Annotated in this window: 19 protein-coding genes and 7 tRNA genes; 12 read left to right on the forward strand and 14 right to left on the reverse strand. The window is 72.7% G+C overall.

The genetic code is table 11. The features are described 5' to 3' along the window. Positions 1-12: 12 nt before the first annotated feature. Positions 13-1,668: a hypothetical protein gene (locus DVK44_RS03470; RefSeq protein WP_114658274.1), complete on the forward strand. Its 1,656-nt coding sequence runs from the start codon at positions 13-15 to the stop codon at positions 1,666-1,668. 63 nt (positions 1,669-1,731) lie between these two features. Here DVK44_RS03470 and DVK44_RS03475 read toward each other — a convergent pair whose 3' ends face one another. Further along, a complete protein-coding gene (locus DVK44_RS03475; RefSeq protein WP_114658275.1) occupies positions 1,732-2,295 on the reverse strand; it encodes an HIT family protein in 564 nt (187 codons plus the stop codon). A 63-nt stretch (positions 2,296-2,358) separates the two neighbouring features. Between DVK44_RS03475 and DVK44_RS03480 the strand changes: the two genes are divergently transcribed. Next, the gene (locus DVK44_RS03480; RefSeq protein ID WP_228446972.1) at positions 2,359-3,030 is read left to right on the forward strand and encodes a potassium channel family protein; all 672 of its coding nucleotides are present in this window, start codon (positions 2,359-2,361) and stop codon (positions 3,028-3,030) included. Positions 3,031-3,105: 75 nt separating this feature from the next. Here DVK44_RS03480 and thrS read toward each other — a convergent pair whose 3' ends face one another. Continuing rightward, positions 3,106-5,082 carry a threonine--tRNA ligase gene (thrS, locus tag DVK44_RS03485; RefSeq protein WP_114658277.1) on the reverse strand — a complete coding sequence of 659 codons (1,977 nt, stop codon included), beginning with the start codon at positions 5,080-5,082 and terminating at the stop codon, positions 3,106-3,108. A gap of 188 nt (positions 5,083-5,270) precedes the next feature. On the opposite strand from thrS, the gene DVK44_RS03490 reads away from it, so the two are divergent. After that, positions 5,271-6,011: a 3'-5' exonuclease family protein gene (locus tag DVK44_RS03490; protein ID WP_114658278.1), complete on the forward strand. Its 741-nt coding sequence runs from the start codon at positions 5,271-5,273 to the stop codon at positions 6,009-6,011. A gap of 56 nt (positions 6,012-6,067) precedes the next feature. On the opposite strand, the gene DVK44_RS03495 is transcribed toward DVK44_RS03490, so the two are convergent. Both DVK44_RS03495 and DVK44_RS03500 read right to left on the reverse strand, forming a co-directional pair. Next, positions 6,068-6,139, reverse strand: a tRNA-Val gene (locus DVK44_RS03495). A 156-nt stretch (positions 6,140-6,295) separates the two neighbouring features. Next, positions 6,296-6,367: transfer RNA gene (locus DVK44_RS03500), tRNA-Val, on the reverse strand. Positions 6,368-6,657: 290 nt separating this feature from the next. Between DVK44_RS03500 and DVK44_RS03505 the strand changes: the two genes are divergently transcribed. After that, complete coding sequence (locus tag DVK44_RS03505; RefSeq protein WP_003959770.1) at positions 6,658-7,071, forward strand: SsgA family sporulation/cell division regulator; 414 nt, start codon at positions 6,658-6,660, stop codon at positions 7,069-7,071. Positions 7,072-7,267: 196 nt separating this feature from the next. Then, positions 7,268-7,837, forward strand: coding sequence for a CGNR zinc finger domain-containing protein (locus tag DVK44_RS03510; protein WP_114658279.1), 570 nt, complete (start codon positions 7,268-7,270; stop codon positions 7,835-7,837). A 51-nt stretch (positions 7,838-7,888) separates the two neighbouring features. Here DVK44_RS03510 and DVK44_RS36665 read toward each other — a convergent pair whose 3' ends face one another. Together DVK44_RS36665 and DVK44_RS03515 are read right to left on the reverse strand one after the other, a co-directional pair. Next, a complete protein-coding gene (locus tag DVK44_RS36665) occupies positions 7,889-8,041 on the reverse strand; it encodes a hypothetical protein (RefSeq protein WP_181957394.1) in 153 nt (50 codons plus the stop codon). Between the two features lie 215 nt (positions 8,042-8,256). Next, on the reverse strand, positions 8,257-8,712 hold the full coding sequence (locus tag DVK44_RS03515) for a hypothetical protein (RefSeq protein WP_114658280.1): 456 nt from the start codon (positions 8,710-8,712) through the stop codon (positions 8,257-8,259). 212 nt (positions 8,713-8,924) lie between these two features. Here DVK44_RS03515 and DVK44_RS03520 point away from each other — a divergent pair, with 212 nt between their 5' ends. Beyond that, complete coding sequence (locus tag DVK44_RS03520) at positions 8,925-9,440, forward strand: DsbA family protein (protein ID WP_114658281.1); 516 nt, start codon at positions 8,925-8,927, stop codon at positions 9,438-9,440. Between the two features lie 19 nt (positions 9,441-9,459). On the opposite strand, the gene DVK44_RS03525 is transcribed toward DVK44_RS03520, so the two are convergent. From DVK44_RS03525 to DVK44_RS03535, 3 genes are all read right to left on the reverse strand, one after another. Then, positions 9,460-10,299, reverse strand: a complete 840-nt coding sequence (locus DVK44_RS03525) for a GNAT family N-acetyltransferase (RefSeq protein WP_114658282.1) — start codon at positions 10,297-10,299, stop codon at positions 9,460-9,462. 78 nt (positions 10,300-10,377) lie between these two features. Next, entirely contained in the window at positions 10,378-11,199 is an 822-nt protein-coding gene (locus tag DVK44_RS03530) for an aminotransferase class IV (RefSeq protein WP_114658283.1), read from the reverse strand. Continuing rightward, positions 11,193-12,320 (reverse strand): chorismate-binding protein, encoded by a 1,128-nt coding sequence (locus DVK44_RS03535; RefSeq protein ID WP_114658284.1) that lies wholly within the window; start codon positions 12,318-12,320, stop codon positions 11,193-11,195. The genes DVK44_RS03530 and DVK44_RS03535 overlap by 7 nt, the downstream gene beginning before the upstream one ends. A gap of 155 nt (positions 12,321-12,475) precedes the next feature. Here DVK44_RS03535 and DVK44_RS03540 point away from each other — a divergent pair. The 5 genes from DVK44_RS03540 (at position 12,476) to DVK44_RS03560 (ending at position 12,929) form a co-directional block, all read left to right on the forward strand. Next, positions 12,476-12,548 (forward strand) — tRNA-Gly (locus DVK44_RS03540). 38 nt (positions 12,549-12,586) lie between these two features. Next, positions 12,587-12,657: transfer RNA gene (locus tag DVK44_RS03545), tRNA-Cys, on the forward strand. A 4-nt stretch (positions 12,658-12,661) separates the two neighbouring features. Then, positions 12,662-12,733, forward strand: a tRNA-Val gene (locus tag DVK44_RS03550). A 21-nt stretch (positions 12,734-12,754) separates the two neighbouring features. After that, positions 12,755-12,826, forward strand: a tRNA-Val gene (locus tag DVK44_RS03555). A 31-nt stretch (positions 12,827-12,857) separates the two neighbouring features. After that, a tRNA-Val gene (locus tag DVK44_RS03560) sits at positions 12,858-12,929 on the forward strand. A 212-nt stretch (positions 12,930-13,141) separates the two neighbouring features. Here the strand turns inward: DVK44_RS03560 and DVK44_RS03565 are convergent. Continuing rightward, positions 13,142-13,348 carry a hypothetical protein gene (locus tag DVK44_RS03565; RefSeq protein ID WP_114658285.1) on the reverse strand — a complete coding sequence of 69 codons (207 nt, stop codon included), beginning with the start codon at positions 13,346-13,348 and terminating at the stop codon, positions 13,142-13,144. A 652-nt stretch (positions 13,349-14,000) separates the two neighbouring features. Here DVK44_RS03565 and DVK44_RS03570 point away from each other — a divergent pair. Next, complete coding sequence (locus DVK44_RS03570) at positions 14,001-15,284, forward strand: serine/threonine-protein kinase (RefSeq protein WP_181957607.1); 1,284 nt, start codon at positions 14,001-14,003, stop codon at positions 15,282-15,284. A 47-nt stretch (positions 15,285-15,331) separates the two neighbouring features. On the opposite strand, the gene DVK44_RS03575 is transcribed toward DVK44_RS03570, so the two are convergent. From DVK44_RS03575 to cbiE, 4 genes are all read right to left on the reverse strand, one after another. Beyond that, complete coding sequence (locus DVK44_RS03575; protein WP_114658287.1) at positions 15,332-16,153, reverse strand: TrmH family RNA methyltransferase; 822 nt, start codon at positions 16,151-16,153, stop codon at positions 15,332-15,334. Between the two features lie 67 nt (positions 16,154-16,220). Continuing rightward, on the reverse strand, positions 16,221-17,516 hold the full coding sequence (cobA, locus tag DVK44_RS03580; protein ID WP_114658288.1) for a uroporphyrinogen-III C-methyltransferase: 1,296 nt from the start codon (positions 17,514-17,516) through the stop codon (positions 16,221-16,223). 720 nt (positions 17,517-18,236) lie between these two features. Then, positions 18,237-21,335 (reverse strand): nicotinate-nucleotide--dimethylbenzimidazole phosphoribosyltransferase, encoded by a 3,099-nt coding sequence (gene cobT, locus DVK44_RS03585; protein WP_114658289.1) that lies wholly within the window; start codon positions 21,333-21,335, stop codon positions 18,237-18,239. Between the two features lie 281 nt (positions 21,336-21,616). Further along, positions 21,617-22,837 carry a precorrin-6y C5,15-methyltransferase (decarboxylating) subunit CbiE gene (gene cbiE, locus DVK44_RS03590; RefSeq protein ID WP_114658290.1) on the reverse strand — a complete coding sequence of 407 codons (1,221 nt, stop codon included), beginning with the start codon at positions 22,835-22,837 and terminating at the stop codon, positions 21,617-21,619. Positions 22,838-22,889 lie beyond the last annotated feature (52 nt).

The raw sequence follows: 22,889 nt of genomic DNA on the forward strand, positions 1-22,889 counted from the left end.
GAGGGGCGGCAAGTGGCAAACGACGTATTCGACTTCAGCCCTGGGGCGCAGATCCCGCTCCAGGGCTCGGCGGGGCAGACGGCGGCCACCCAGGCCCTCGCCTCGGCCGCCTATCGGGACAGCCCGATGGAGGACATCCTCAAGGCCGACAACGACTGGCACAAGTCGAAGGTCACCAAGGGCAAGTTCTCGCTCTTCGAGCCCAATCTCGGCGAGGCGTTCGCCCGCGCCGTGCAGTCGCGGACGCTGGGCCCCGGCCGGGGCGCGCTGATCCAGTCGTTCGGCATGGCGCCCCAGACGGTCGTCGAGCACTGCCTGGACGCGACCCATATCCGCCGGGAGCGCGACAAGAAGCTCACGGTGGTGACGGCGGTCGCCGGGGTGGTCTTCCTGCCCGGTGTGCTGATCTGGCTGGGCGTGTTCCAGCTGCGCCGCACCCTGGCGGGGGCGAAGGACCGCCGGGCGGGCGCGGTGGGCACCGCGGCGCTGGTGGCGGTCGCGGTGCTGGCGGTGCTGCTCCTGGTCAAGCTGCCGTTCGACGGGGTGCTCGGCTGGTATCTGCGCGGAGTGATCGTCGCACCGGTCATCGGCTGGTATCTGGCGAAGCGCATCTGCGAGCAGGCGGCGCAGGATCTGCGCGACCACTGGAACGGTCTGCTGTCCGGCGGCGGCACCAGCGTCAAGATCCCCGAGGCGGTCCCCGGCACCCCGGGCGACGCGACCCGGGAGGAGATGCGTCTGGGGCTGGAGAAGCTCAGCGCCGAGCAGCAGTCCAACATGGTCTTCTACGCGGGCCCGAAGGGCATACTCGGGATGGGCACGCGCTGGGGCAGCTGGCAGCTCGCCGAGGAGCTGGTCCCGAAGGATCCCGACAAGGAGATCCACCAGTTCCGCAGTTACGACGTGATACGCGCGATCCACGACCAGATGAAGCTGCTGGAGCGCGGCCCGCTCAACTCCGGTGGGTTCCCGACCCCTTCGGTCAAGCACTGGGTCGTGGCGCCGATCGGTGAAGGCGCGTCCTCGGTCTCCTGGCCGGACGGCGCGGACGTCGAGGCGTATCAGATCAAGAGCCACGAGATACAGCGCATCTGCAACCACCAGCAGTTCGGCAGTGGCAACCGGCACTATCTCGGAGTGCAGTTCACGCTCTGGGACAGCCAGTTGGTCATCACGATGATGATCTCGGTGACCGTTCTGCACGAGACGCTCCGTATCGAGGTCTCGGGCTACGCGCTGGGTCCGGTGCACTCGTTCTTCTTCGCGAAGCCGGCGGCGAAGACCGTGTCCCGCGCCAAGACGGTCCGGTTCTGGGAGACGACCTCGCGGAATCTGCCGCTGGTGGAGCCCAAGGAGGCGGTCCGGCTCGCGGTGCGGGCGCCGTTCACCTGGTATCCGCACATCCTCGACTTCCTCGGCGGCAAGCTGTCGCTGCCGGAGCCGTTCGGTATGCGGCATGTCTGGGCCGAGCAGCCGTGGCGCCACCGCTTCATGGCGGACGACGCGATGCGCGCCGCCACCCCGGTGCTGCGGGTCGCGCACAACGCGGCGATGCGGGTGCTGGACGAGCACGGCGTGAGCACGGCGGGCTTCAGCAGCCGCTCGTCCTCGCTGATAGGAGCCGTGCAGGACCCGTCGCCGAAGAAGATCGACGCGTACGACGCGTAACGCGACCGCCGCTGTGCCCAGGGCCGGGCCCCGGACACAGCGGCGGTGGCGGCGGCGCTCAGCTCAGGAGCCGTCCGGCCAGGTGTCCGCGAGCATCTGGCGGGTGTCGGCGAGCAGCTGCGGCAGCACCTTCGTGTGGCCGACGACCGGCATGAAGTTGGTGTCGCCGCCCCAGCGCGGCACCACATGCTGGTGCAGATGCGCGGCGATCCCCGCGCCGGCGACCGCGCCCTGATTCATCCCGATATTGAAGCCGTGCGCGCCGGACGCCCGGCGCAGCGCCGTCATGGCGTGCTTGGTGAACAGCCCCAGCTCGGCGGTCTCCGCCTCGTCCAGCTCCGTGTAGTCGGCGACATGCCGGAACGGCACCACCATCAGATGTCCGCCGTTGTACGGGTAGAGGTTGAGCACCGCGTACACCTGCTCGCCGCGGGCGATGATCAGCCCGTCCACATCGGATTTGGCGGGGATGGAGCAGAAGGGACAGCCGTCGCCGGCGCCCGGCCCGGTGGGCTTGTTCTCGCCCTGGATATAGGCCATCCGGTGAGGTGTCCACAGACGCTGGAACGCGTCCTGGGTCCCCACGCCGATCTGCTGCTCCGGCTCACTCGTCATGCTGTGCAGCATATGACTTCGTCCCGGAAGCGTGTCGCCGGGCCCGTAACGGCCGCCCGTCGGGATGCTGGGGCGATGCATGTCCGCAACGGCCCGGCCCGGCAGCGGGCCTGGGAGCGGCGCACGGAGCTGCCGCTGCTCGTGGCCTCGCTCCTCTTCCTCGCCTGCTACACGGTCCGGGTGCTCGCCCGCGCCGCCCCGGTCTGGCACGGCCTGGCGCTGGCCGGCACGGTGCTGATCTGGGCGGTCTTCGCGGTGGACTACGGCGTACGGCTGGTGCTGAGCGGCCGGGGGCTGCGCTTCGTACGGTCGCACTGGCTGGACACGGTCGTGCTGGCGCTGCCCCTGCTGCGCCCGCTGCGGATCGTCAACGCGTATGTGGCCCTGCGACACCGCCGGGGCCGCCCGCGGTTCAGTCTGTACGGGCGGGTGATGGCGTACGCCGGAACGGCCTCGGCGCTGCTCAGCTTCGCCGCCTCGCTCGCGGTCTACCAGCAGGAGCGGGACTCGCCGGGCGCCACGATCAGGACCTTCGGCGACGCCGTGTGGTGGGCCTGTTCGGCGATCACCACGGTCGGCTACGGCGATGTCACACCGGTGACCCCGCTGGGGCGGCTGTGCGCGGTGTTTCTGATGGTGTGCGGCCTGGCGCTGCTGGGGGCGGTGACGGGGTCGTTCTCGTCCTGGCTGATCCAGGTCTTCGGCCGCGAGGACCGGGACGGGCGAACGGACCGGGAGGACAGGTAGGCAGGACGGAGAGGACATGGAACGGCCCCCGGGCCGCCCCTGAAGGGCGCCCGGGGGCCGTCCGCCGTCCGGTCGTCAGACCTGGACGCGGTCCTCGACGGCCTTCGCGATCTTCGCGATGGCCTCGTCGACCGGGATGCCGTTCTCCTGCGAACCGTCGCGGTAGCGGAAGGACACCGCGCCGTTGGCCATGTCCTCGTCGCCCGCGATGATCATGAACGGAACCTTCTGCTTCTGCTGGTTCCTGATCTTCTTCTGCATCCGGTCCGACGACGCGTCGACGTCGACCCGCAGGCCCTGCTTCCTGGCCTTGGCCGCGAACTCCTGGAGGTACGGGATGTGCGTGTCACCGATCGGGATCCCGACGGCCTGCACCGGCGCCAGCCACACCGGGAACGCGCCCGCGTAGTGCTCCAGCAGGACCGCGAAGAACCGCTCGATGGAGCCGAACAGCGCCCGGTGGATCATGACGGGCCGCTGCTTGGAGCCGTCCGGCGAGGTGTACTCCAGGTCGAAGCGCTCCGGCAGGTTGAAGTCGAGCTGGACGGTGGACATCTGCCAGGTACGGCCGATGGCGTCCCGCGCCTGTACGGAGATCTTCGGCCCGTAGAACGCGGCGCCGCCCGGGTCGGGGACCAGCGGCAGCCCCTGCTTCTCGGCGACCTTGCGCAGCGTCTCGGTGGCCTCCTCCCACGCCTCGTCGGTGCCGACGAACTTCTCGGGGTCCTTGGTGGACAGCTCCAGATAGAAGTCGGTCAGCCCGTAGTCGCGGAGCAGGTTGAGCACGAAGGTCAGCGTCGAGTCCAGCTCGTCCGCCATCTGCTCCTTGGTGCAGTAGATGTGCGCGTCGTCCTGGGTGAAGCCGCGGGCCCGGGTCAGCCCGTGCACGACACCGGACTTCTCGTACCGGTAGACGGTCCCGAACTCGAACAGCCGCAGGGGCAGTTCACGGTACGACCGGCCCCGGGCGTCGAAGATCAGGTTGTGCATCGGGCAGTTCATGGGCTTGAGGTAGTAGTCGACGCCCTCGTCGAGCTGCATGGGCGGGTACATGCCGTCGGCGTACCAGTCCAGGTGCCCGGACTTCTCGAAGAGCTTCCCCTTGGTGGCGTGGGGGGTGTAGACGAACTCGTACCCCTCCTCCTCGTGCCGGCGGCGCGAGTAGTCCTCCATGGCGCGGCGGATGACGCCGCCCTTGGGGTGGAAGACGGCGAGGCCCGAACCGACCTCGTCGGGGAAGGAGAAGAGGTCCAGCTCGTTGCCGAGCTTGCGGTGGTCGCGCTTCTCGGCCTCGGCGAGGAACTCCAGATGTGCCTTCAGCTCGTCCTTCGAGGGCCAGGCGGTGCCGTAGATGCGCTGGAGCATCGGGTTCTTCTCGCTGCCGCGCCAGTAGGCGGCGGCGTTGCGCATCAGCTTGAACGCCGGGATGTTCCGGGTGGTGGGCAGGTGCGGGCCCCGGCAGAGGTCCTTCCAGCACAGCTCGCCGGTCTTCGCGTCGAGGTTGTCGTAGATGGTCAGCTCGCCGCCGCCCACCTCGACATCCGCGCCGTCGTCGGTGGAGGCGGAGCCCTTGATGCCGATCAGTTCGAGCTTGTACGGCTCGTCGGCCAGCTCCTCGCGGGCGGCCTCGTCCGTGACGACGCGGCGCGCGAAGCGCTGTCCGCGCTTCTGGATCTCCTGCATCTTCTTCTCGATGGCCTTGAGGTCATCGGGGGTGAAGGGGGTCGCGACGTCGAAGTCGTAGTAGAAGCCGTCCTTGACGGGCGGGCCGATGCCGAGCTTGGCGTCGGGGTGCAGTTCCTGCACGGCCTGGGCCATGACATGCGCGGTGGAGTGGCGCAGGATGTTCAGGCCGTCCTCGGAGGAGATCTCCACGGGCTCGACGACCTCGCCCTCGGCGACGCCGTACGCGAGGTCCTTCAGCTCGCCGTTCACGCGCGCGGCGACAACGGTGCGCTCGCCGGGGAACAGCTCGGCCGCCGTAGTGCCCGTCGTCACCACGCGCTCTTCCCGCTCGGAATCGCGTTGGATGATCACACGGACATCTGACACCGGTCTCTCCTGACCTACGGGGTACGACAGCGGACACTGCGCGTGTCGAATCGTACCGAGCCCACCGGGCCCGCCGCGAAACGGTTTCCCGTCGCCGTAAACGAGGCATACCGCACGACCTGTCCGGGTAGCACCGATTCGGGCAGTGCGTGAGCGCCATCTGCCGTCAACGCGCGAGGAGTTCGGGGATGACGTGGTTCGAGGGGCCGCTGGCCGCCTTCGGTACGGCGACCACGGGGGCGGACGCCGAGGAGGACCGGATCGTGGTGGCCTCGCTGGTGGTCCAGGATCTGGCGGGGACGCGGCCCCGGGTGACCCGCTGGCTGGTGGACCCGGGGGTGCCGGTGCCGGCGGCGGTCGTCGGGGGGCTCGGGCTCACCCACGACTGCCTGCACCGCACCGGGCGGTGGCCGGCGCCGGTGGTGGCGGAGGTGGCCGGGGCGCTCGGCGGGCAGTGCACGGCGGGCCGGCCGCTGGTGGTGATGGACGCGCCGTTCGGTCTGACGGTGCTCGACCGGGAGCTGCGGCGGCACCGGGCCACCTCGCTCTCCCGGCTGCTGACGGGGATGCCGTTCCATGTGCTGGACCCGCGCGTCCTGGACGGGCATCTCGACCGCTACCGCAAGGGGCCGCGCGCGCTCACGGACCTCTCCGAGCACTACAAGGCCGAGCGGGCCGATCCGGCGGACGGGACACGCGGCGGGCCGACCACACTGGCCGCGCTGACGGCGATGGAGGTGGTGCGGGCCATCGGGCGCCGGTTCGCCGGGCGGCTGGAGCGGCTCGGGGCGGCGGAGCTGCACGGGCTCCAGACCGGCTGGCACGCGGAGCTGGTGCGGGGGCAGCAGTCCTGGTTCTCGCGGGCCGGCGAGGAGGCGGCCGGGGCGGGCTGGCCGCTGCGCCCCGAGCGGCCGGCCGAGGCGGCCTGACCCGGGCCCGTAACGCGCGAAGGCCGGTCCGTCGATGACGGACCGGCCTTTCCCGGTGGGCGATACTGGGTTCGAACCAGTGACCTCTTCGGTGTGAACGAAGCGCTCTCCCACTGAGCTAATCGCCCGGGAACGCCTGAACCATACAGGCCCCGGCGCCGTTCCTTCAAACCGGATTCCGGCGGCGGATTCCCGTACGGCCACAGGGAAACGCCCGGGGGAACGAGGGGAAACGGACGGGGCCCCGAAAACCTGTCGGTAGGTCTTCGGGGCCCCGATCCGGGTGGGCGATACTGGGTTCGAACCAGTGACCTCTTCGGTGTGAACGAAGCGCTCTCCCACTGAGCTAATCGCCCGGACGCACCGCATACGTTACCCCATGTCAGGGGGTGGCCGATCACCTCCTGGTCACCGGCCGGTCACCTGCGGACGCCGCACAGGGCAAAGATTGACCGCTCAAGCAATCTTCGGCGCCTTGTCCGCGTCACCGCAATGGCGGTATGACCCGAAGTAGTACACCGCCATACGAGCTACCCGAAGGATCACAAAACAGACAGAGGGGTTTACAACGGCACCGTAGGTGGCATGTCGATTTCGCCGACGTGCGAATCCCCGAGCGCACACTGAGCGAAAGGCCCTGGCGCTTATGAACACCACGGTCAGCTGCGAGCTGCACCTGCGCCTCGTTGTATCGAGCGAGTCCTCACTGCCTGTACCCGCGGGCCTGCGGTATGACACGGCCGATCCTTACGCCGTGCACGCCACCTTCCACACCGGAGCCGAGGAGACGGTCGAGTGGGTCTTCGCCCGCGACCTTCTCGCCGAGGGGCTGCACCGGCCCACCGGCACCGGCGACGTCCGAGTCTGGCCGTCCCGCAGCCACGGTCAGGGCGTCGTCTGCATCGCGCTCAGCTCCCCGGAGGGCGAAGCCCTTCTGGAGGCCCCGGCGCGGGCCCTGGAGTCGTTCCTCAAGCGGACCGACGCCGCGGTGCCACCCGGCACCGAGCATCGTCACTTCGATCTCGACACCGAGCTGTCGCACATCCTGGCCGAGAGCTGAGCCAGGCAGCAGACTGCTCGGCGCCGTCCGACTCGGGGAGACGGCGCCGCGCGGACAATCGCATACGGCAGGACATCGGCGCCGGCGCCGCGGAAACCACCGCGACGGCGGCGCCGATGCGTTCCGGGCGGGTCCAACGGCTAAAGTCGGCGGGATTGGCGGGCACCGGCCCGCCGGGCCTGCCAGGGAGCCGACCGTGCTGATTCCACACGACACCCGGATCGCCCTCGACACCGTCGTGGATCTGGTGAACACCGCGCCCGAATCCGGCACGAGCGACGAGACAGGCGACCGGCTCGCCAGCGTCGAGGACCTGTACGGCTTCGTACGGGACCACAACATCAGCGGGGTGAACGCCCTCGGCGACCCGGATCTCCGGGCCGTGCTGCGGGTACGGAGCCGCTTCGCGGACGTGTTCGCGGCGCCGGACACACGGGCCGCGGCCGATCTGATCAACCGGCTGGTGGCCGCCGCGGGAACGACCCCGCAGCTGACCGACCACGACGGCTACGACTGGCATGTCCACTACTTCGCGCCGGGCGCCTCGGTCGCCGACCATCTCGCGGCGGACTGCGGCATGGCGCTCGCCTTCATGGTCGTGGCCGGTGAGCAGGAGCGGCTGCGCCGCTGCGAGGCCCCGGACTGCGGGCACGCGTTCGTCGACCTGTCGCGCAACCGGTCACGGCGCTACTGCGACAGCCGCACCTGCGGCAACCGGCTGCATGTGGCCGCGTACCGGGCACGCCGCAAGGAAGCGGCCGGCTGACCCGCACCGGGCCGCCCACACCTCCGGGCACACCGCGGGTCGCACCGCCGGTCACAGCAGGAACAGATCGTGCAGCGCCGCCATCAGCAGCAGAGCGCCGATCACCGTCAGGAAGATCATCAACGGTGGCTGGGAGAGCGCGAAAAGACAGCCGCGCGGCTCCTCGGTGGGTGCGGGGGCTTCCCCCCGGGTGGTATCCAACATCTCGGGGCGATCATGACGCACCCCGGGACCCGACCCCGCCCCAACCAGGGTGATCAGCCGGGGAGTTCATCATTTCCCGTGGTTTGATCCCCGGAATGCCAGCCGAATCGGGACCGGCCTGGCATGCTGCCGGGCCTCCGCGGTCGGCCCGAAGACCGGGACCGCCGGAAGACCGGGCCGCCGGAAGACCGGGGTCGTCAGGAGGACCCGGGCCGTCAGATGCCGTGCTTCTTGAGAATGGCCTCGATGTCGCTGAAGTCCTCCCCCGCCCGCTCCTCGCGCGCCGCCGGCCTCGGCTGCGCGGCGGGCCTGGTGCCGGGGCCCAGCGAGGGCGCGGACGCGGCGGGCTCCACCGGACCGGCGCCCCGCTCCGCCGCCGCCCGGGCGGCGGCTCTGCGCTCCTTGCGCGTGCCACCGGTGCGCCGCTCGATCGTGCGCGTCGTCATGAAGAGCAGCCACGCCAACGCGAGCACACCGAAGCCGGCCCACGAGGTCAGGCTGAAGGCCATGTGGGAGATCCACTTCACCGCGCCGATCATCACCAGCCCGGCCGGGACCAGCGCGTACGCGGCGATCCTCGTCGCGGCCAGGAAACGCTTGCGGTAGGCCGTGACGGCGGCGATGCCGAGGCCCGCCGCCGACACCGCCGCGCAGATGGTCTCGGCAATCATCAGGTCCTCCAGGCAGTCACTCGTCGTGGGCCGAACACATCGTCCCCTCCATCCTGCACCTGACCAGGGGGTCGAGGCCATGGCCCGGGGCCCCGGGCGGCGGATCTGGGGGAGATCTCGGGGGTGCGCTCCTCCCCAGGTGCCGGTCCGGGGCCCGCGCACCGCGCCGGGCGGGAGCACTCGGGGTTCTCCCGTACTGGGAGACTGACCCCATGAGCGACTCCACCACCACGAGCCCCGCCGTCCTCGACGTCTGGTGCGAACTCCAGTGCCCCGACTGCCGGACCGCGCTGGACGACATCCGCGCGCTGCGCGCCCGCTACGGGGACCGGCTGGAGATCCGGCTGCGGCACTTCCCCCTCGAAAAGAACCGGCACGCCTACGCCGCCGCCCAGGCCGCCGAGGAGGCCGCCGCGCAGGGCGCGCTCTGGCCGTACGTGGAGGCCGTCCTGGCCAGGACCGAGGAGCTGGCGGCCCGGGGCGAGCCCGTCCTGATCGAGGTCGCGCGCGAACTCGGCCTGGACGCCGAGGAGTTCGACACCGCGCTGATCGACGGCCGGCACTTCCTGACCGTCGACGCCGACCAGGCCGAGGGGAAGGCGATCGGCGTGACCGGCACCCCCACGTACGAGATCGCCGGCCGGCGGCTCGACGGCGGCAAGAGCCAGGACGGGCTGCGGGCGCGGATCGAGGAGATCGTGGACGCTCCCCCGGCAGCGGACGCGTAGCGCCCGCGTACCCCGAGTCCTAGAGCAGCCGTTTGGCGAAGTTGCGGGATGTCGTGCGGTAGCCGAGCGACTCGTAGAGCCGGACCGCCGGGGTGTTGTCCGCGAAGACATGCAGCCCGAGCAGCGCCGAGCCGGACTCCAGGGCGACCCGCTCCGCGACCAGCATGAGGGCCCGGCCGAAACCCCGGCCGCGCCGGTTCTCGGCCACCTCCACGTCGTACACGTACGCGGCCCACTCGCCGGGCCGGATCTCGCGGCGCCCGGTCCAGACATGGCCGACGGCGGATCCCTCGTGGAGCAGGACATGGAAGGCCGTGTCGGGGGTGGCGAGGCCCTCGGGCAGGTTCTGCCGGTGGCTCAGCTCCGACTTGGCCCTGGCCGCCGCCGGCTCGGTGCCGCGGTCGATCCAGATCTGAGCGAAGGAGTCGACGGCCGCCGCCAGCCATACGTCGTACTCCGCGCCGGTCATCGGGCGGGCCTCGACACCGGCGGGGAGCGCCGGGGGCGCGGACGGCGGCTCCTTGTCCATGTTGCGGCTGCGCTCGGTGTAGCCGAGCGAGTCCAGCAGGGACAGCGCGGCGGTGGCGTCCGGCGGTACGGAGGCCATCACCTGCTCGCAGCCCCAGCCGCGCAGCACCTCCTCGGCGGCGAGCACGGCGACGGTGGCCCGGCCCCGGCGGCGGTCGGGCTCGTCGACGCGGAGCCCGTCGAGAATGCCGGCGGTGTGGCCGAAGGCGGCGTCCGTGGCGAGGCCGATCGCGCCGACGGGCCTGCTGTTGACGCAGATCTCGTAGGAGCGTGACGTGCCGCCGTCGCGGGTCTGCTGGAGCGGTCCGGTGGGCCGCAGGGTGGTGGTCATCGGGAGAGTTCTACCCGCCGCGCGCCCGGGAGTCATCCGGATTACGGATCGGGCCGGCCTTACGGATCCGGATCGGTCTTACGGATCCGGGTCTGCGCCCGCCCGCTCGGTGAAGACGCGGGCCGCCTCGGCGGTCACCGGGCCGGGGGCGGACGGCAGGGCGCGGTCGTCGATCCGGTGGACCGCCTGGATGTCGCGGAGTGTCGAGGTCAGGAAGATCTCGTCCGCGTACTCCAGTACCGCCAGCGGCAGTTCGGTCTCGCGGGCGCCGCTCCACTCGATGACGAGGGCGCGGGTGATACCGGCGAGGCAGCCGGACGCGAGGGGCGGGGTGTGCGGTTCGCCGTCGAGGACGACGAAGACATTGGAGCCCGTGCCCTCGCAGAGCGCGCCGACGGTGTTCGCGAAGATCGCCTCGGTGGCGCCCCGCCCGGTCGCGCGGGCGAGCGCGACGACGTTCTCCGCGTACGACGTGGTCTTGATCCCGGCCACCGCGCCGCGCTCGTTCCGGGGCCAGGGGACGGTGACGGCCGCGGTGGTGTCGGGGCGGCGCGGGGACGGGTCGGCGGCGACGATCAGGGTGGGGGCCGCGTCGCCGCGGTCGGAGCCGAGCGGGGCGGGTCCGCCGGTGTAGGTGATCCGCAGCCGGGCCGGCTCCGGCGGACCGGCGTCGAGGACGGCCGCGCAGGCCCGGCGTATCTCGTCGGCGTCCGGCTCGGGCAGTCCGAGGCCGCGGGCGGAGCGGGCCAGCCGGTCGAGATGGCGGGTGAGGGCGAAGGGCCGCCCCCGGACGGCCTTGACGGTCTCGAAGACGCCGTCGCCCACGGTCAGTCCGTGGTCGAACACGGACACCCGGGCGTCATCCGCCGTACGCAGTGCGCCGTCGGCCCAGATCAGCATCGCGCGGTCCTTCCGATCGGTTCGCGGGCGTCCGGGCCCGCCGGATCCGTTCCTTGCGTCTCCGGCGTCTCGCGCGCCTTTCCGTACGCTCCCGACGCTATGGCCAGCAGCCGGGACGCCTTCAGCTCGGTCTCGCGCCACTCCCCCTCCGGGTCGGAGCCCCAGGTGATCCCGGCGCCCGCGCCGAAGCGCAGGACGGGACCGGCGGGGGTGGCGCGGTCGATCCAGAACGTACGGATCCCGACGGCCAGCTCGGCGGTGCCCCGGTCGGCGTCGACCCAGCCGATGCCGCCGCAGTAGGGGCCGCGCGGGGCGGTCTCCAGCTCGTCGATGATCCTGAGGGCGCTGGACTTGGGCGCGCCGGTGACCGAGCCGGGCGGGAAGGTCGCCGCCAGCAGCTCCGGCCAGCCCGCCGCCGCGGCGAGTTCGCCCCGTACCGTCGAGACGAGATGGACGAGACCGGGGTGCGGCTCCAGCGCGCAGAGCGCCGGGACGGTGACGGTGCCGGGGGCGCAGACCCGGCCGAGGTCGTTGCGGACGAGGTCCACGATCATCACGTTCTCGGTGCGGTCCTTCTCCAGCAGCTCCCCGGCGGTGCGGGCGGTGCCCTTGATGGGGCCCGACTCGACGGTGCGGCCGGTGCGGCGCAGATACAGCTCGGGGGAGGCGGTGGCGATCTCCACGCCGTGCGCGGGCAGCCGGACCGTCCCCGCGTACGGCGCCGGGTTGTCGCGCGCGAGCAGCGCCGTCAGGGCGTCGATGTCGGCGCCGCCGGTGCCGGTGTCCGGCAGCGGGGCGGAGAGCACCCGGCAGAGGTTGGCCTGGTACACGTCCCCCGCCGCGATGTACGCGCGGATCCGGCGGACCCCCGCCGTGTACGCGGCGTGGTCGAGCGACGACGTCCAGTCCCCGGGCCGGGGTCCGCGCCACCGCCCCGGCACCGGTACGGGGACCGGCTCGCGCCGTACGTCCGCGAACCGTGCGCAGGTGAGACGGCCTTCGAAGTCCGCGGCGACGGCCCAGAACCCGGCGGAGTCGAGTGCCTCCGGATCATGGGTGACATCCCGCAGATCCGAGGCGACGAGGCCGCCGAAGCGGGCCAGTGGAGCGCGATCGTGCACAGTTGCGAGTCTAGAACAGGGGTCATGGAGCCGCTCGGGACCGAACGCGTGGTGAACGCACGCCAGCACGCTGCGGAAACGCGTTTTTGTGCTGGCCCGGTAATCCGCTAGAGTTCAACACGTCGCAAGGCCGCGCAGACGGCCGGAAACGACACGCGGACGTAGCTCAGTTGGTAGAGCGCAACCTTGCCAAGGTTGAGGTCGCCAGTTCGAACCTGGTCGTCCGCTCGATTGTCGGGGATCCCTCACCGGTTCCCCGCACTCCTGGTGGAGTGGCCGAGAGGCGAGGCAACGGCCTGCAAAGCCGTCTACACGGGTTCAAATCCCGTCTCCACCTCTGCGGACGATTAGCTCAGCGGGAGAGCGCTTCCCTGACACGGAAGAGGTCACTGGTTCAATCCCAGTATCGTCCACTGGACCCGATGAGGGTTCCCGCGCGATTAGCTCAGCGGGAGAGCGCTTCCCTGACACGGAAGAGGTCACTGGTTCAATCCCAGTATCGCGCACGCAGTATCGTACGAAACGCAGGTCCCACCCGCGCGATTAGCTCAGCGGGAGAGCGCTTCCCTGACACGGAAGAGGTCACTGGTTCAATCCCAGTATCGCGCACCCTCATCGAAACCCCGGTCGCTTCGGCGGCCGGGGTTTTGTCGTACAACCGGCTGGTCTCAGGGGCCACGGGCCGGGCCCGGACAGCACGATGGCCGGTCAGCTCCCCAGCTGACCGGCCAACCGCTGCCGTCCGCCGCACCCCCGTCCCCACGGGGTTGTTGGCCGGATGTCCCCGACCCGGGCCGCTCTCCCGGGTCCGGAGCGCCGTGTCAGCGCCCCAGCATCACGCCCACGGACGACGCTTGTGTGAGCACCGCTTCCCAGCCGCCGAAGGCGACCGTCAGCAGTACCGCGAGGGGAAGGACCATGGCCGTCGCCACCAGTGGATGGCGCGTGCCCGACCGGCGTCCGCCGAACGCCGCGAAGGCTCTGCGCCCCCGCGTACGGATCGCTGTCCGCGCTGCCGTCCCTGTCATGGTCCCTCTCCTGTCACATCTGACAGCGGCGAGTGTCTGACCTCGGGGGACGAGTGCTGCACCCGCCGCTTGAACTCAACACTAGGGACGCGTGGACGCCCGGGCGTCATGCCGGCGTACCGATTGCCGGGCCTCCCGGAGGATGAGCGGGGGCCGGCTGTGTACACCCCTGGTTGGAGAGGCGGGGCAGGGAAGTCTGAGGGTCTTCCCGGAGAGCACGCGATACGCGCGCGGCGGCGGGCCCGTACGCCGGTACGGGCCCGGCCCGCGGGACCGCCGGCGAGGCGCCCGGAAGCCGGGCCGGCCGGCCGCCCTTCGCGGTGACTTCTCTCACTTCCGCCCCTTTTCCGAAGCGGCGCGGGGGCCTCGGACGGACCGCCGGGACCGCCGCCGGGCCGGGCCGGCGCCACCCGGCCCCGCCGGTCCCGGACCTCGTCTCGGGGTTACCCCTGAGGATCCAACACCCTTTCTGTGCGGGAGCTTTGAGATCTTGCCCGAGCCGGGGTGCGCAGCGGCCGCCGGTCTCCTGACCGCTCCTCAAGTTTGTGCCCCGCACGGACAATCGGTCGCTGCGCGAGGGCGCGGCCTCTGAGCGCGCCGGGGCCCGGGTACGTAAGCTGTGCCACGTCATACGGACGACCGGGCAGCGGGGATGGACATGGCGATGATGCGGCTCCGGCGGGAGGACCCGCGTGTCGTCGGTTCGTTCAAGCTCCACCGGCGGCTGGGCGCGGGCGGGATGGGCGTCGTCTATCTGGGCTCGGACCGGCGTGGCCAGCGGGTCGCGCTGAAGGTGATCCGGCCGGATCTCGCCGAGGACCAGGAGTTCCGGTCGCGGTTCGCCCGCGAGGTCTCGGCGGCGCGGCGGATCAGGGGCGGCTGCACGGCCCGGCTGGTGGCCGCCGATCTCGACGCCGAGCGGCCCTGGTTCGCCACCCAGTACGTACCGGGCCCGTCGCTGCACGACAAGGTCAACGAGGAGGGCCCGCTCTCCGCCGCCGAGGTCGCCTCGGTCGGCGCGGCGCTCTCCGAGGGGCTGGTGGCCGTGCACGAGGCCGGGGTCGTCCACCGCGATCTCAAGCCGTCGAACATCCTGCTCTCCCCCAAGGGCCCCCGCATCATCGACTTCGGTATCGCCTGGGCGACCGGCGCGAGCACGCTCACGCATGTCGGCACAGCCGTGGGGTCGCCGGGCTTCCTCGCCCCCGAACAGGTACGGGGAGCGGCCGTCACGCCCGCCACCGACGTGTTCTCGCTGGGCGCCACCCTGGCGTACGCGGCGACCGCCGACTCGCCCTTCGGGCACGGCAGTTCCGAGGTCATGCTCTACCGGGTGGTCCACGAGGAGGCGCATCTGCACGGGGTGCCCGACGCGCTGGCGCCGCTGGTGCGCGCCTGCCTCGCCAAGGATCCGGAGGAACGTCCCAGCACGCTCCAACTCTCGATGCGGCTCAAGGAGATCGCCGCGCGCGAGGTGCAGGGGCTCATCGACAGCCGGCCGCCCACGCAGCGGAACCGCGGCGGCCAGGAACTGCCCACAGGCCGGCTCCCCGAGCGGTACACGGAGCGCAACGCGGAGCGGGCGGCGTCGGCCTCCGGGCCGCGGCAGGGGCCGGGTCCCGGTCCGGGTCCGGGCGGCGGGTCGCAGTCCGGTCCCGACCGGGCGCCGGGGAACCGTACGGCGGGCGGCCCGGCCTCCCGCTCCGGCCGCTCCTCGCGGGGCGCCGGAGCGCCGTCGTCCCGTACCACCGGCGCACGTCCGCCGCGCCCCCGCGACACGTCCCGTACCGGCGGCGGCGCGCGCAAGCAGGGCGCGCGCACGACCTCGTCCAAGCTGCGTCCCGCGAACCCCCGGCTGCTGCGGCAGCGGCTGATCGTCTTCGTCGTGGTGACGCTCATCGTCGCCCTGGGCATCGCGGCAGCGCAGCAGCTCTGACGGGCCGCGCGCCGTCCGGTCGGGCGGACGGGCGGAGGACGGACGGGTCAGCGGAGCTGGGTGGGCCGTGGGCGCGTCGCGTAGAAGGCCACGGCCGACGCCGCCGCCACATTGAGCGAGTCGACACCGGCGTCCATCGGGATACGGACATGCTCATCGGCCTCGGCGAGCACCCCGGGGGTGAGACCGGCCCCCTCGGTGCCGAAGACCAGGGCGAGCCTGGCGTCGTCCCGCGCGGCCAGCTCGTCCAGGGTGATCGCCCGGTCGCTCAGACAGAGCGCGGCGACCGTGAAGCCCGCCGAGCGCAGCGTGCCCACCTCCCCGGGCCAGGACTCCAGCCGGGTCCACGGCACCTGGAACACCGCGCCCATCGAGACCTTCACGGAGCGCCGGTAGAACGGATCGGCACAGCGCGGCGAGAGAAGGACGGCGTCGACGCCCAGGGCGGCGGCGTTCCTGAAGGCCGCGCCCAGGTTGGCGTGGTCGACGATGTCCTCGAACACCGCGACCCGCCGCGCCGGGCGCAGCACCCCGTCCACCGCCGGCAGCGGCTTGCGCGCCATCGAGGCGAGGGCGCCGCGGTGCACGTGATAGCCCGTGACACGCTCCGCCAGTTCCGGGTCGACTACAAAGACCGGCGCGCTCGCCGCGTCGATGACATCCCGCAGCGGACCGATCCACTTCGCCGACAGCAGCATCGACCGCATCGTGTAACCCGCCTGTGCCGCGCGGCGGATGACCTTCTCCCCCTCGGCGATGAACAGCCCCTCGGCGGGTTCGCGGCGGCGGCGCAGCTCGACATCGGTCAGACCGGTGTAGTCGCGCAGCCGCGGGTCCTCGGGGTCCTCGACGGTGATGAGTTCGGCCACGGGTTGCTCTGCCTCGGGGGTGGTTGGTGGGGTGGGGGTGGGGGGCGTTTTCGGGTGGGCGTCGGTGTCAGCCGCCGTCTCCCAGCGCTACCACCTCGCCGATCACGATGACCGCCGGCGGCCGTACCCCCTCCGCCCGTACCACCTCCGCGACCGTCGCGAGCGTGGCGTCCACACGGCGCTGCGCCGCCGTCGTCCCCTCCTGGATCAGCGCGACCGGCGTCCCGGGCGCCTTGCCGTGCTCGACCAGCGCCCGCGCGATCGGGCCGATCTTGTCGACCCCCATCAGCACGACGAGTGTGCCGCGCAGCCGCGCGAGCGCCGCCCAGTCCACGAGCGAACGGGCGTCGTCCGGCGCGACATGGCCGCTGACCACGGTGAACTCGTGCGCCACCCCCCGGTGTGTGACCGGAATCCCCACGGCGCCCGGCACACTGATCGAGCTGGAGATCCCCGGCACGACCGTGCACGCGATCCCCGCCGCCGCGAGCGCGTGCGCCTCCTCCATACCCCGGCCGAACACGAACGGGTCCCCGCCCTTGAGCCGGACCACGGCCTTGCCCGCCCTGGCATGCTCGATCAGCGCCTCATTGATCGCCTCCTGCGCCATCGCCCGGCCGTACGGGATCTTCGCCGCGTCGATCACCTCGACGTGCGGCGGCAGTTCATCGAGCAGATCGCGCGGGCCGAGACGGTCCGCGATGACCACATCCGCCTGGGCGAGGAGCCTGCGGCCGCGGACCGTGATCAGATCCGGGTCGCCGGGGCCTCCGCCGACGAGGGCGACCGTGGGGGGCTGGGGGTTCTCGGGGGCCTCCCCGGCGCCGGTGCGGGTGTTGGTGGGAGTGGGGGCGCGGTGGCGCGGTGCCGCGAGCGTGCCGTCCCGCAGGCCCTCCACGACGGCGTCCCGCACCGCGGCGGAGCGGCGCGGGTCGCGGCCGGTGAGCACGGCGACGGTCACACCGTCGCTGCGGCCCGTCGCCGGGGTCCACGCCGTCGCGGCCTCCGCGTCGTCACTCCGTACGCACCAGACCCTCGCGCGCTCGGCCTCGGCGGAGGCGGTGCGGTTCGCGTCGGGGTCGCTGGACGCGACGAGCACGTACCACGCGCCGTCGAGGTCGCCCTCCTCGTAACGCCGCCGCTCCCAGCGGATCTCGCCGGCCGTCGCCATGGCCTCGACGGAGGGCTTCGCGGACGGCGACACCAGCACGATGTCGGCGCCGGCCGCGATGAGCGCCGGAAGCCTGCGCTGCGCGACCTGACCCCCGCCGACGACAACGACGCGCCGCCCGGCCAGACGGAGTCCTACGGGGTAGGCGGGGTGCGGGTCACGCGTGGGCGCGGTCTGGACGTGCTCGGCCATGTCGGCGGGGGCTCCTTGGGGGCGGGTCTGTTGGGGTCACTTTACGGTGGGGGGTCGCGTCTTGCGCCTCCCGGCTGGGGCCGTGGGTGCGGTGGTACCGGGGTGCGGCCGGTCGTTTCGTGCCGGGGGCCGGGGCGGGGTCGCCTCCCGGCTACGGGGCCGTGGTTTGTGGTTGTACGGGGTCCGGGCCGGCACGTCTGGTGCCGGGGGCCGGGGCACTCCGGAGGCGCATCCCCGGATGCATGATTTACGCCGCGTGCGGGCCGGTTCTTCGGCTGCGGACCGTACAGCGGCACAAATCACGCTCTACATCCGGGGACGTCACCTCCTGCGACCCCGGCCCCCTCCCGCCGGTGGGGGCGGGCGCCCAGACGTCCCGGGCTCGGCCCGAGGGGTCTGTGCGGGTCGTGAAGGGGGCACCGCAGGGGGTGCGTGTCCGGACGTAAAGCGCGATTTGTGCCGCTGAGCGAAACCCGCGGGTACGGTCCGGCCCGCACGCGGCGTAAATCGTGCAGTCCGGGCATGTGCCACCGGAGGGGACCCCGGCAACAACCCGCAGATTCCCCGCCGAGCCCCGCCCAAGACGTCCGAACCACGGCCCCTCGCCGGAAGGCGGCCCCGTGCAGTCCGGGCGCGTGCCACCGGAGGGGCACCCGGCGACAACCCGCACGTGTGCACCGGGCCCCGCCCAAAGACAAACCCCACGGCCCCGACCGGAGGTTATTTCTCTGTGACGCCTGCCGAGTCGAACGTCGCCACCTCGTGCATTGCGCGGGCCGCGCTCTGGATGACCGGGAGTGCCAGCAGCGCGCCCGTGCCCTCGCCCAGGCGGAGGTCCAGGTCGACCAGGGGGCGGAGGCCGAGTTTGTTGAGGGCTGCCACGTGGCCGGGTTCGGCGCTGCGGTGGCCCGCGATGCAGGCGGCAAGGGCCTCGGGGGCGATCGCCCGGGCGACCAGGGCCGCCGCGCCCGCGCTCACGCCGTCCAGCAGGACCGGCGTACGCATGGACGCGCCGCCGAGGAGGAAGCCGACCAGCGCGGCGTGCTCCAGGCCGCCGAGCGCGGCGAGGACGCCGATGGGGTCGGCCGGGTCCGGCTGGTGGAGGTCGAGGCCGCGGCGGACGACGTCGACCTTGCGCGCGTGCATCTCGTCGTTGATGCCGGTCCCCCGGCCGGTGACCTCCGCCGGGTCCTGGCCGGTGTAGACGCAGATCAGCGCGGCGGACACGGTGGTGTTGGCGATGCCCATCTCACCGGTGAGGAGCGCCTTGTTGCCGGCGGTCACCAGGTCGCGGGCGGTCTCGATGCCGACCTCGATCGCGGCGAGGACCTCCTCGCGGGTCAGCGCGGGGCCCGTCGTGAAGTCGGCGGTGCCGGCGCGGACCTTGCGCGGCAGCAGGCCGGACGTGGCCGGGAGGTCGCCCGCGACGCCGACGTCGACGACGCAGACCTCCGCGCCCACCTGGTTCGCGAAGGCGTTGCACACCGCGCCGCCGCCGAGGAAGTTGGCGACCATCTGGGCCGTGACCTCCTGGGGCCACGGGGTGACGCCCTGGGCGTGCACACCGTGGTCGCCGGCGAAGATCGCGACGGCCGCGGGCTCCGGGATGGGCGGCGGGCAGGTCCGGGAGAGGCCGCTGAGCTGTGCGGAGATGATTTCCAGCATGCCGAGCGCGCCGGCGGGTTTCGTCATGCGCTTCTGCCGCTCCCACGCCTCCCCCAGCGCCTTGGCGTCCAGCGGGCGGATCCCGGCGACCGTCTCGTTGAGCAGGTCGTGCGGGTCCTCGCCGGGCAGGGCACGGCGGCCGTACGTCTCCTCGTGGACAACCCAGGACAGCGGGCGCCGCTTGGACCAGCCGGCCTGCACCAGCTCGGGGTCCTCGGGGAATTCGTCGACGTAGCCGATGCACAGGTACGCCACGACGTCGAGGTGTTCGGGCAGTCCGAGGGCGCGGACCATCTCGCGCTCGTCGAAGAAGCTGACCCAGCCGACGCCGAGTCCTTCGGCGCGGGCCGCGAGCCAGAGGTTCTCGACGGCGAGCGCGGAGGAGTACGGGGCCATCTGCGGCTGGGTGTGCCGGCCGAGGGTGTGCCGGCCGCCGCGGGTCGGGTCGGCGGTCACGACGATGTTCACCGGCGTGTCGACGATCGCCTCGATCTTCAGTTCCTTGAACTGCTTGGCCCGCCCCTTGGGCAGCGACTTGGCGTACGCCTCGCGCTGCCGCTGCGCCAGTTCGTGCATGGACCGCCGGGTCTCGGCGGACCGGATGACGACGAAGTCCCAGGGCTGCGAGTGGCCCACGCTGGGGGCGGTGTGCGCGGCCTCCAGGACGCGCAGCAGCACCTCGTGCGGGATCGGGTCGGGGCGGAAGCCGTTCCGGATGTCCCGGCGCTCGCGCATCACCCGCAGGACCGCCTCGCGGTCGGCGTCGTCGTAGCCGGGCGCGGCGGCCGGGCGGGGTGCGGGGGCTTCCGCCTCCGCCTCCGCCTCGGGCTGGGGTTCAGTCTCGGGCTCGGCTTCGGGCTCGGCCGCAGGCTGTGCTTCCGCTTCCGGCTGCTCCTCGGCTACGGGCTCGGGGTCCGCGGGGGCGGCGAGTTGCTGTACGGGCTCGGGAGCGGGTTCCGGAGTGGCGGGCTGCTCCGGCTCGGGCGCGGGCGCGGCTTCCTGCGCGGGCTCGGGCTCGGGCTCGGGGGCCGGTTCGGGTACGGGCTCGGGCTCTGGGGCGGGCTCAGGGGCCGGTTCTGCCACGGCCGCGGGCTGCTCGGGCTCGGGGGCGGGCTCCTGCGCGGGCTCAGGGGCGGGTTCCGGCTCCGGCGCGGACTCGGCCTCGGGCGCCGGGGCGGGGGTCGGCTCGGGTTCCGGGGTCGGTTCCGGTTCCGGCTCGGGCTCGGGGGCCGGGGTCTCCTGTACGGGGGCCGGCTCCTCCGCCGGGGTCGGCTCCTCGGGTGCGGCTTCCGGTACGAGCACGGCTTCCGGCTCGGGGGCGGCTTCCGGCTCCGGCGTCGGGGCGGGCTCGGGCTCCGGGGCGGGCGCTTCGGCCGGGGTTTCCTGTACCGGCTCGGGTACGGGCTCCGGCTCGGGCTCGGGTTCGGGGGCCGCCGGGGGTGCCACCCGTACCGCCTGGGTCGGGGCGTCCGCCGGGCCGCGGTCGGCCAGCGAGCGCACCACGCCGCCCGTCGGGTCGGGCAGCGGCGGGCCGAGGTGCAGCGGCCTGCGGGCCGGGGCCGGTGTCTGCGGGGCCACCGGTGCCGGTGCCGGGGGCGGGATTCGGACGCCGGTGAGGTCCACCGAGCCGGTGTCCCGGCCGCCGGCCTCGTGCGCGTCCTGCTGCTGCTCCGCGACGGGCTCCGGGGCCGCCACGGGCTCCGGCGCGGGCACGGCCTCCGGGGCCGGTACGGGCTCGGGCGGCGCCACGGGGGCGGGCTCGGGCTGGGCCGCGTACTCGGGCTGGGCCTGGAACGCCTGCGGCGCCTCGTACATCTCCGGCGCCTGTTCCGCCGGCTGTTCTATTACTTCCGCCGCGGGCTGTTCGGGGACCGCGTACGCCTCGGGGGGCGCGTAGGCCGCCGGAGCCGGCGCGTATCCGTCCGGGGTTCCGTAGCCGGCCGGCGCGGCGTAGGCGGGTGCCTCGGCGGGGACGACCTGGGGGTCGTTCCAGCCGCCCTGCGCGCTCGGCATCAGCAGGATGTCCTCGTGCTCGGTCGTGGGCTCGGAGGGGTCGAGGTAGGTGTACGCGCCGGCGGCCGGGATGCCCGGCTGCTCCACCATGCCTGCGTTCTCCGGCAGTCCCTCGCCCGGGACCTGGCCGGTGTCAGTCATGCGTACCCCTCGCCCATGTGGTTGTGCTCCTTCGGCCCTTCAACCGGGGCGCCCGATCCGCGACGCTTCCGGCGCCCGTCATCAACAACGAGCGTGGGCGCCGCGCGGCACGCATGACGGCCTGCTGTGGGCCGCGCCACGTCGCGCGTCCCCCCGGTTACCGCTGTATCACATCAGCGGCCAAAACGGGCCCCTTTTCCGGACATTGACGAACGAAGCGACGAACGCCCGGCTGCGGTACAACGACGGGCCAGCCTACCTCGCGCGGCCCGGCGGCGGGGTCAGGGGCCGCTGTCCGGTCGTTGGCCGGAGACCAGGAAGACCACGGAGCGCTCGCGTTCGGACCAGGCGCCGGTGTCCAGCGCGACGGACTGGAGCAGGGCGCACTCCACGGTGTAACCGCCCTCCGCGAGGGCTCGTCCGACGGCCTCCGCCTCGTCCCTGGTGGCCGCGTGGGTGACGATGCGTTCGGGCCGGCGGTCGGCGCAGGCGATGACGACGTCGATGCCGCCGCCGCCGATCCGTACGACATCCGGCTCGGGCAGCCGCTCCAGTACGTGCGGCGCCCGGCCCTGGACCACCTGGAGCTGGACCCCGGCGCGGCGGGCCGCGGCGGCGGTGCTGGCGCAGGCGCCCGGTTCCTCGTCGACGGCGATGACGGCCGCGCCGAAGCGGGCGGCCTCGGCGGCGAGCGCGCCGCTGCCGGAGCCGATGTCCCAGATCAGGTCGCCGGTCCTGGCGCCGATCCGGGCGAGCTGGGCGGCGCGCAGCCAGGTGGACTCGCCCTCGTCGAGGGCGATGCCGTACTCCTCGGTGGGCAGGGCCCAGCCGCGCGCGGCCGGCGGGTAGCCGGGGTCGTGGCCCGCGATCCAGCCACCGGTCGGGGAGACGACCGTACCGACGCCGCCGATGACGATGACCACGTTGGGGTCGCGCCAGACGTGGTCGGCGACCTTGTCGGAGGTGAGGACGGCGACCTTCTCGCGCTCGGTGCCCAGCTCCTGGCAGATGACGAAGGTGCGGTGGATCCCGTCGAGGAGCAGCGCGAGTTCGGCGGGGCCGGCGCCCGGGGAGGTGAGGACGGCGACCTTGGTGTGCGCGCGGCACACGTTGACGACACGGCGGAGCGTACGGCGGTGGGCGACGACGACCTGGGCGTCGTCCCAGGCCATGCCGGCCCGGGCGAAGGCGCTGGCCACGGAGGAGACCGCGGGGACGACTTCGACCTCCAGGCCGTGTTCAGGGGCGCGCAGGGTCCGTACGACGCCGAAGAAGCCGGGGTCGCCGTCGGCGAGGACGACGGCGCTGCCGCGGTGGCCGGCGATCCGGCGGGCGGCGAGGCCGATCGAGCCGAGGCGTACGCGCTCCGCGTCGGCGGGTACGTCGGCCAGGGCGAGGTGGTGTCCGGCCCCGGCCACCAGGGTGGCTGCCGCGAGGGCGGACCTGGCGGCGGCGCCGAGGGGCGAGCCGTCCCAGCCGATCACCGTGACGCGGTCGGCCATGGTTGTCGGTCTCCTGGAGTCGCGGGCGGGTCGTCGCTGGTGAGAGTACCCG

Source organism: Streptomyces paludis (assembly GCF_003344965.1).
GTDB lineage: Bacteria > Actinomycetota > Actinomycetes > Streptomycetales > Streptomycetaceae > Streptomyces > Streptomyces paludis.

What these genes read in the sequence shown, in the direction of transcription:
- DVK44_RS03475 (WP_114658275.1), bottom strand. Translation starts at nt 2,295, where the DNA reads ATGCTGCACAGCATGACGAGTGAGCCGGAGCAGCAGATCGGCGTGGGG.
- DVK44_RS03480 (WP_228446972.1), top strand. Translation starts at nt 2,359, where the DNA reads ATGCATGTCCGCAACGGCCCGGCCCGGCAGCGGGCCTGGGAGCGGCGC.
- DVK44_RS03490 (WP_114658278.1), top strand. Translation starts at nt 5,271, where the DNA reads ATGACGTGGTTCGAGGGGCCGCTGGCCGCCTTCGGTACGGCGACCACG.
- DVK44_RS03505 (WP_003959770.1), top strand. Translation starts at nt 6,658, where the DNA reads ATGAACACCACGGTCAGCTGCGAGCTGCACCTGCGCCTCGTTGTATCG.
- DVK44_RS36665 (WP_181957394.1), bottom strand. Translation starts at nt 8,041, where the DNA reads ATGTTGGATACCACCCGGGGGGAAGCCCCCGCACCCACCGAGGAGCCG.
- DVK44_RS03515 (WP_114658280.1), bottom strand. Translation starts at nt 8,712, where the DNA reads ATGATTGCCGAGACCATCTGCGCGGCGGTGTCGGCGGCGGGCCTCGGC.
- DVK44_RS03520 (WP_114658281.1), top strand. Translation starts at nt 8,925, where the DNA reads ATGAGCGACTCCACCACCACGAGCCCCGCCGTCCTCGACGTCTGGTGC.
- DVK44_RS03525 (WP_114658282.1), bottom strand. Translation starts at nt 10,299, where the DNA reads ATGACCACCACCCTGCGGCCCACCGGACCGCTCCAGCAGACCCGCGAC.
- DVK44_RS03530 (WP_114658283.1), bottom strand. Translation starts at nt 11,199, where the DNA reads ATGCTGATCTGGGCCGACGGCGCACTGCGTACGGCGGATGACGCCCGG.
- DVK44_RS03565 (WP_114658285.1), bottom strand. Translation starts at nt 13,348, where the DNA reads ATGACAGGGACGGCAGCGCGGACAGCGATCCGTACGCGGGGGCGCAGA.
- DVK44_RS03570 (WP_181957607.1), top strand. Translation starts at nt 14,001, where the DNA reads ATGGACATGGCGATGATGCGGCTCCGGCGGGAGGACCCGCGTGTCGTC.
- cobA (WP_114658288.1), bottom strand. Translation starts at nt 17,516, where the DNA reads ATGGCCGAGCACGTCCAGACCGCGCCCACGCGTGACCCGCACCCCGCC.
- cobT (WP_114658289.1), bottom strand. Translation starts at nt 21,335, where the DNA reads ATGACTGACACCGGCCAGGTCCCGGGCGAGGGACTGCCGGAGAACGCA.
- cbiE (WP_114658290.1), bottom strand. Translation starts at nt 22,837, where the DNA reads ATGGCCGACCGCGTCACGGTGATCGGCTGGGACGGCTCGCCCCTCGGC.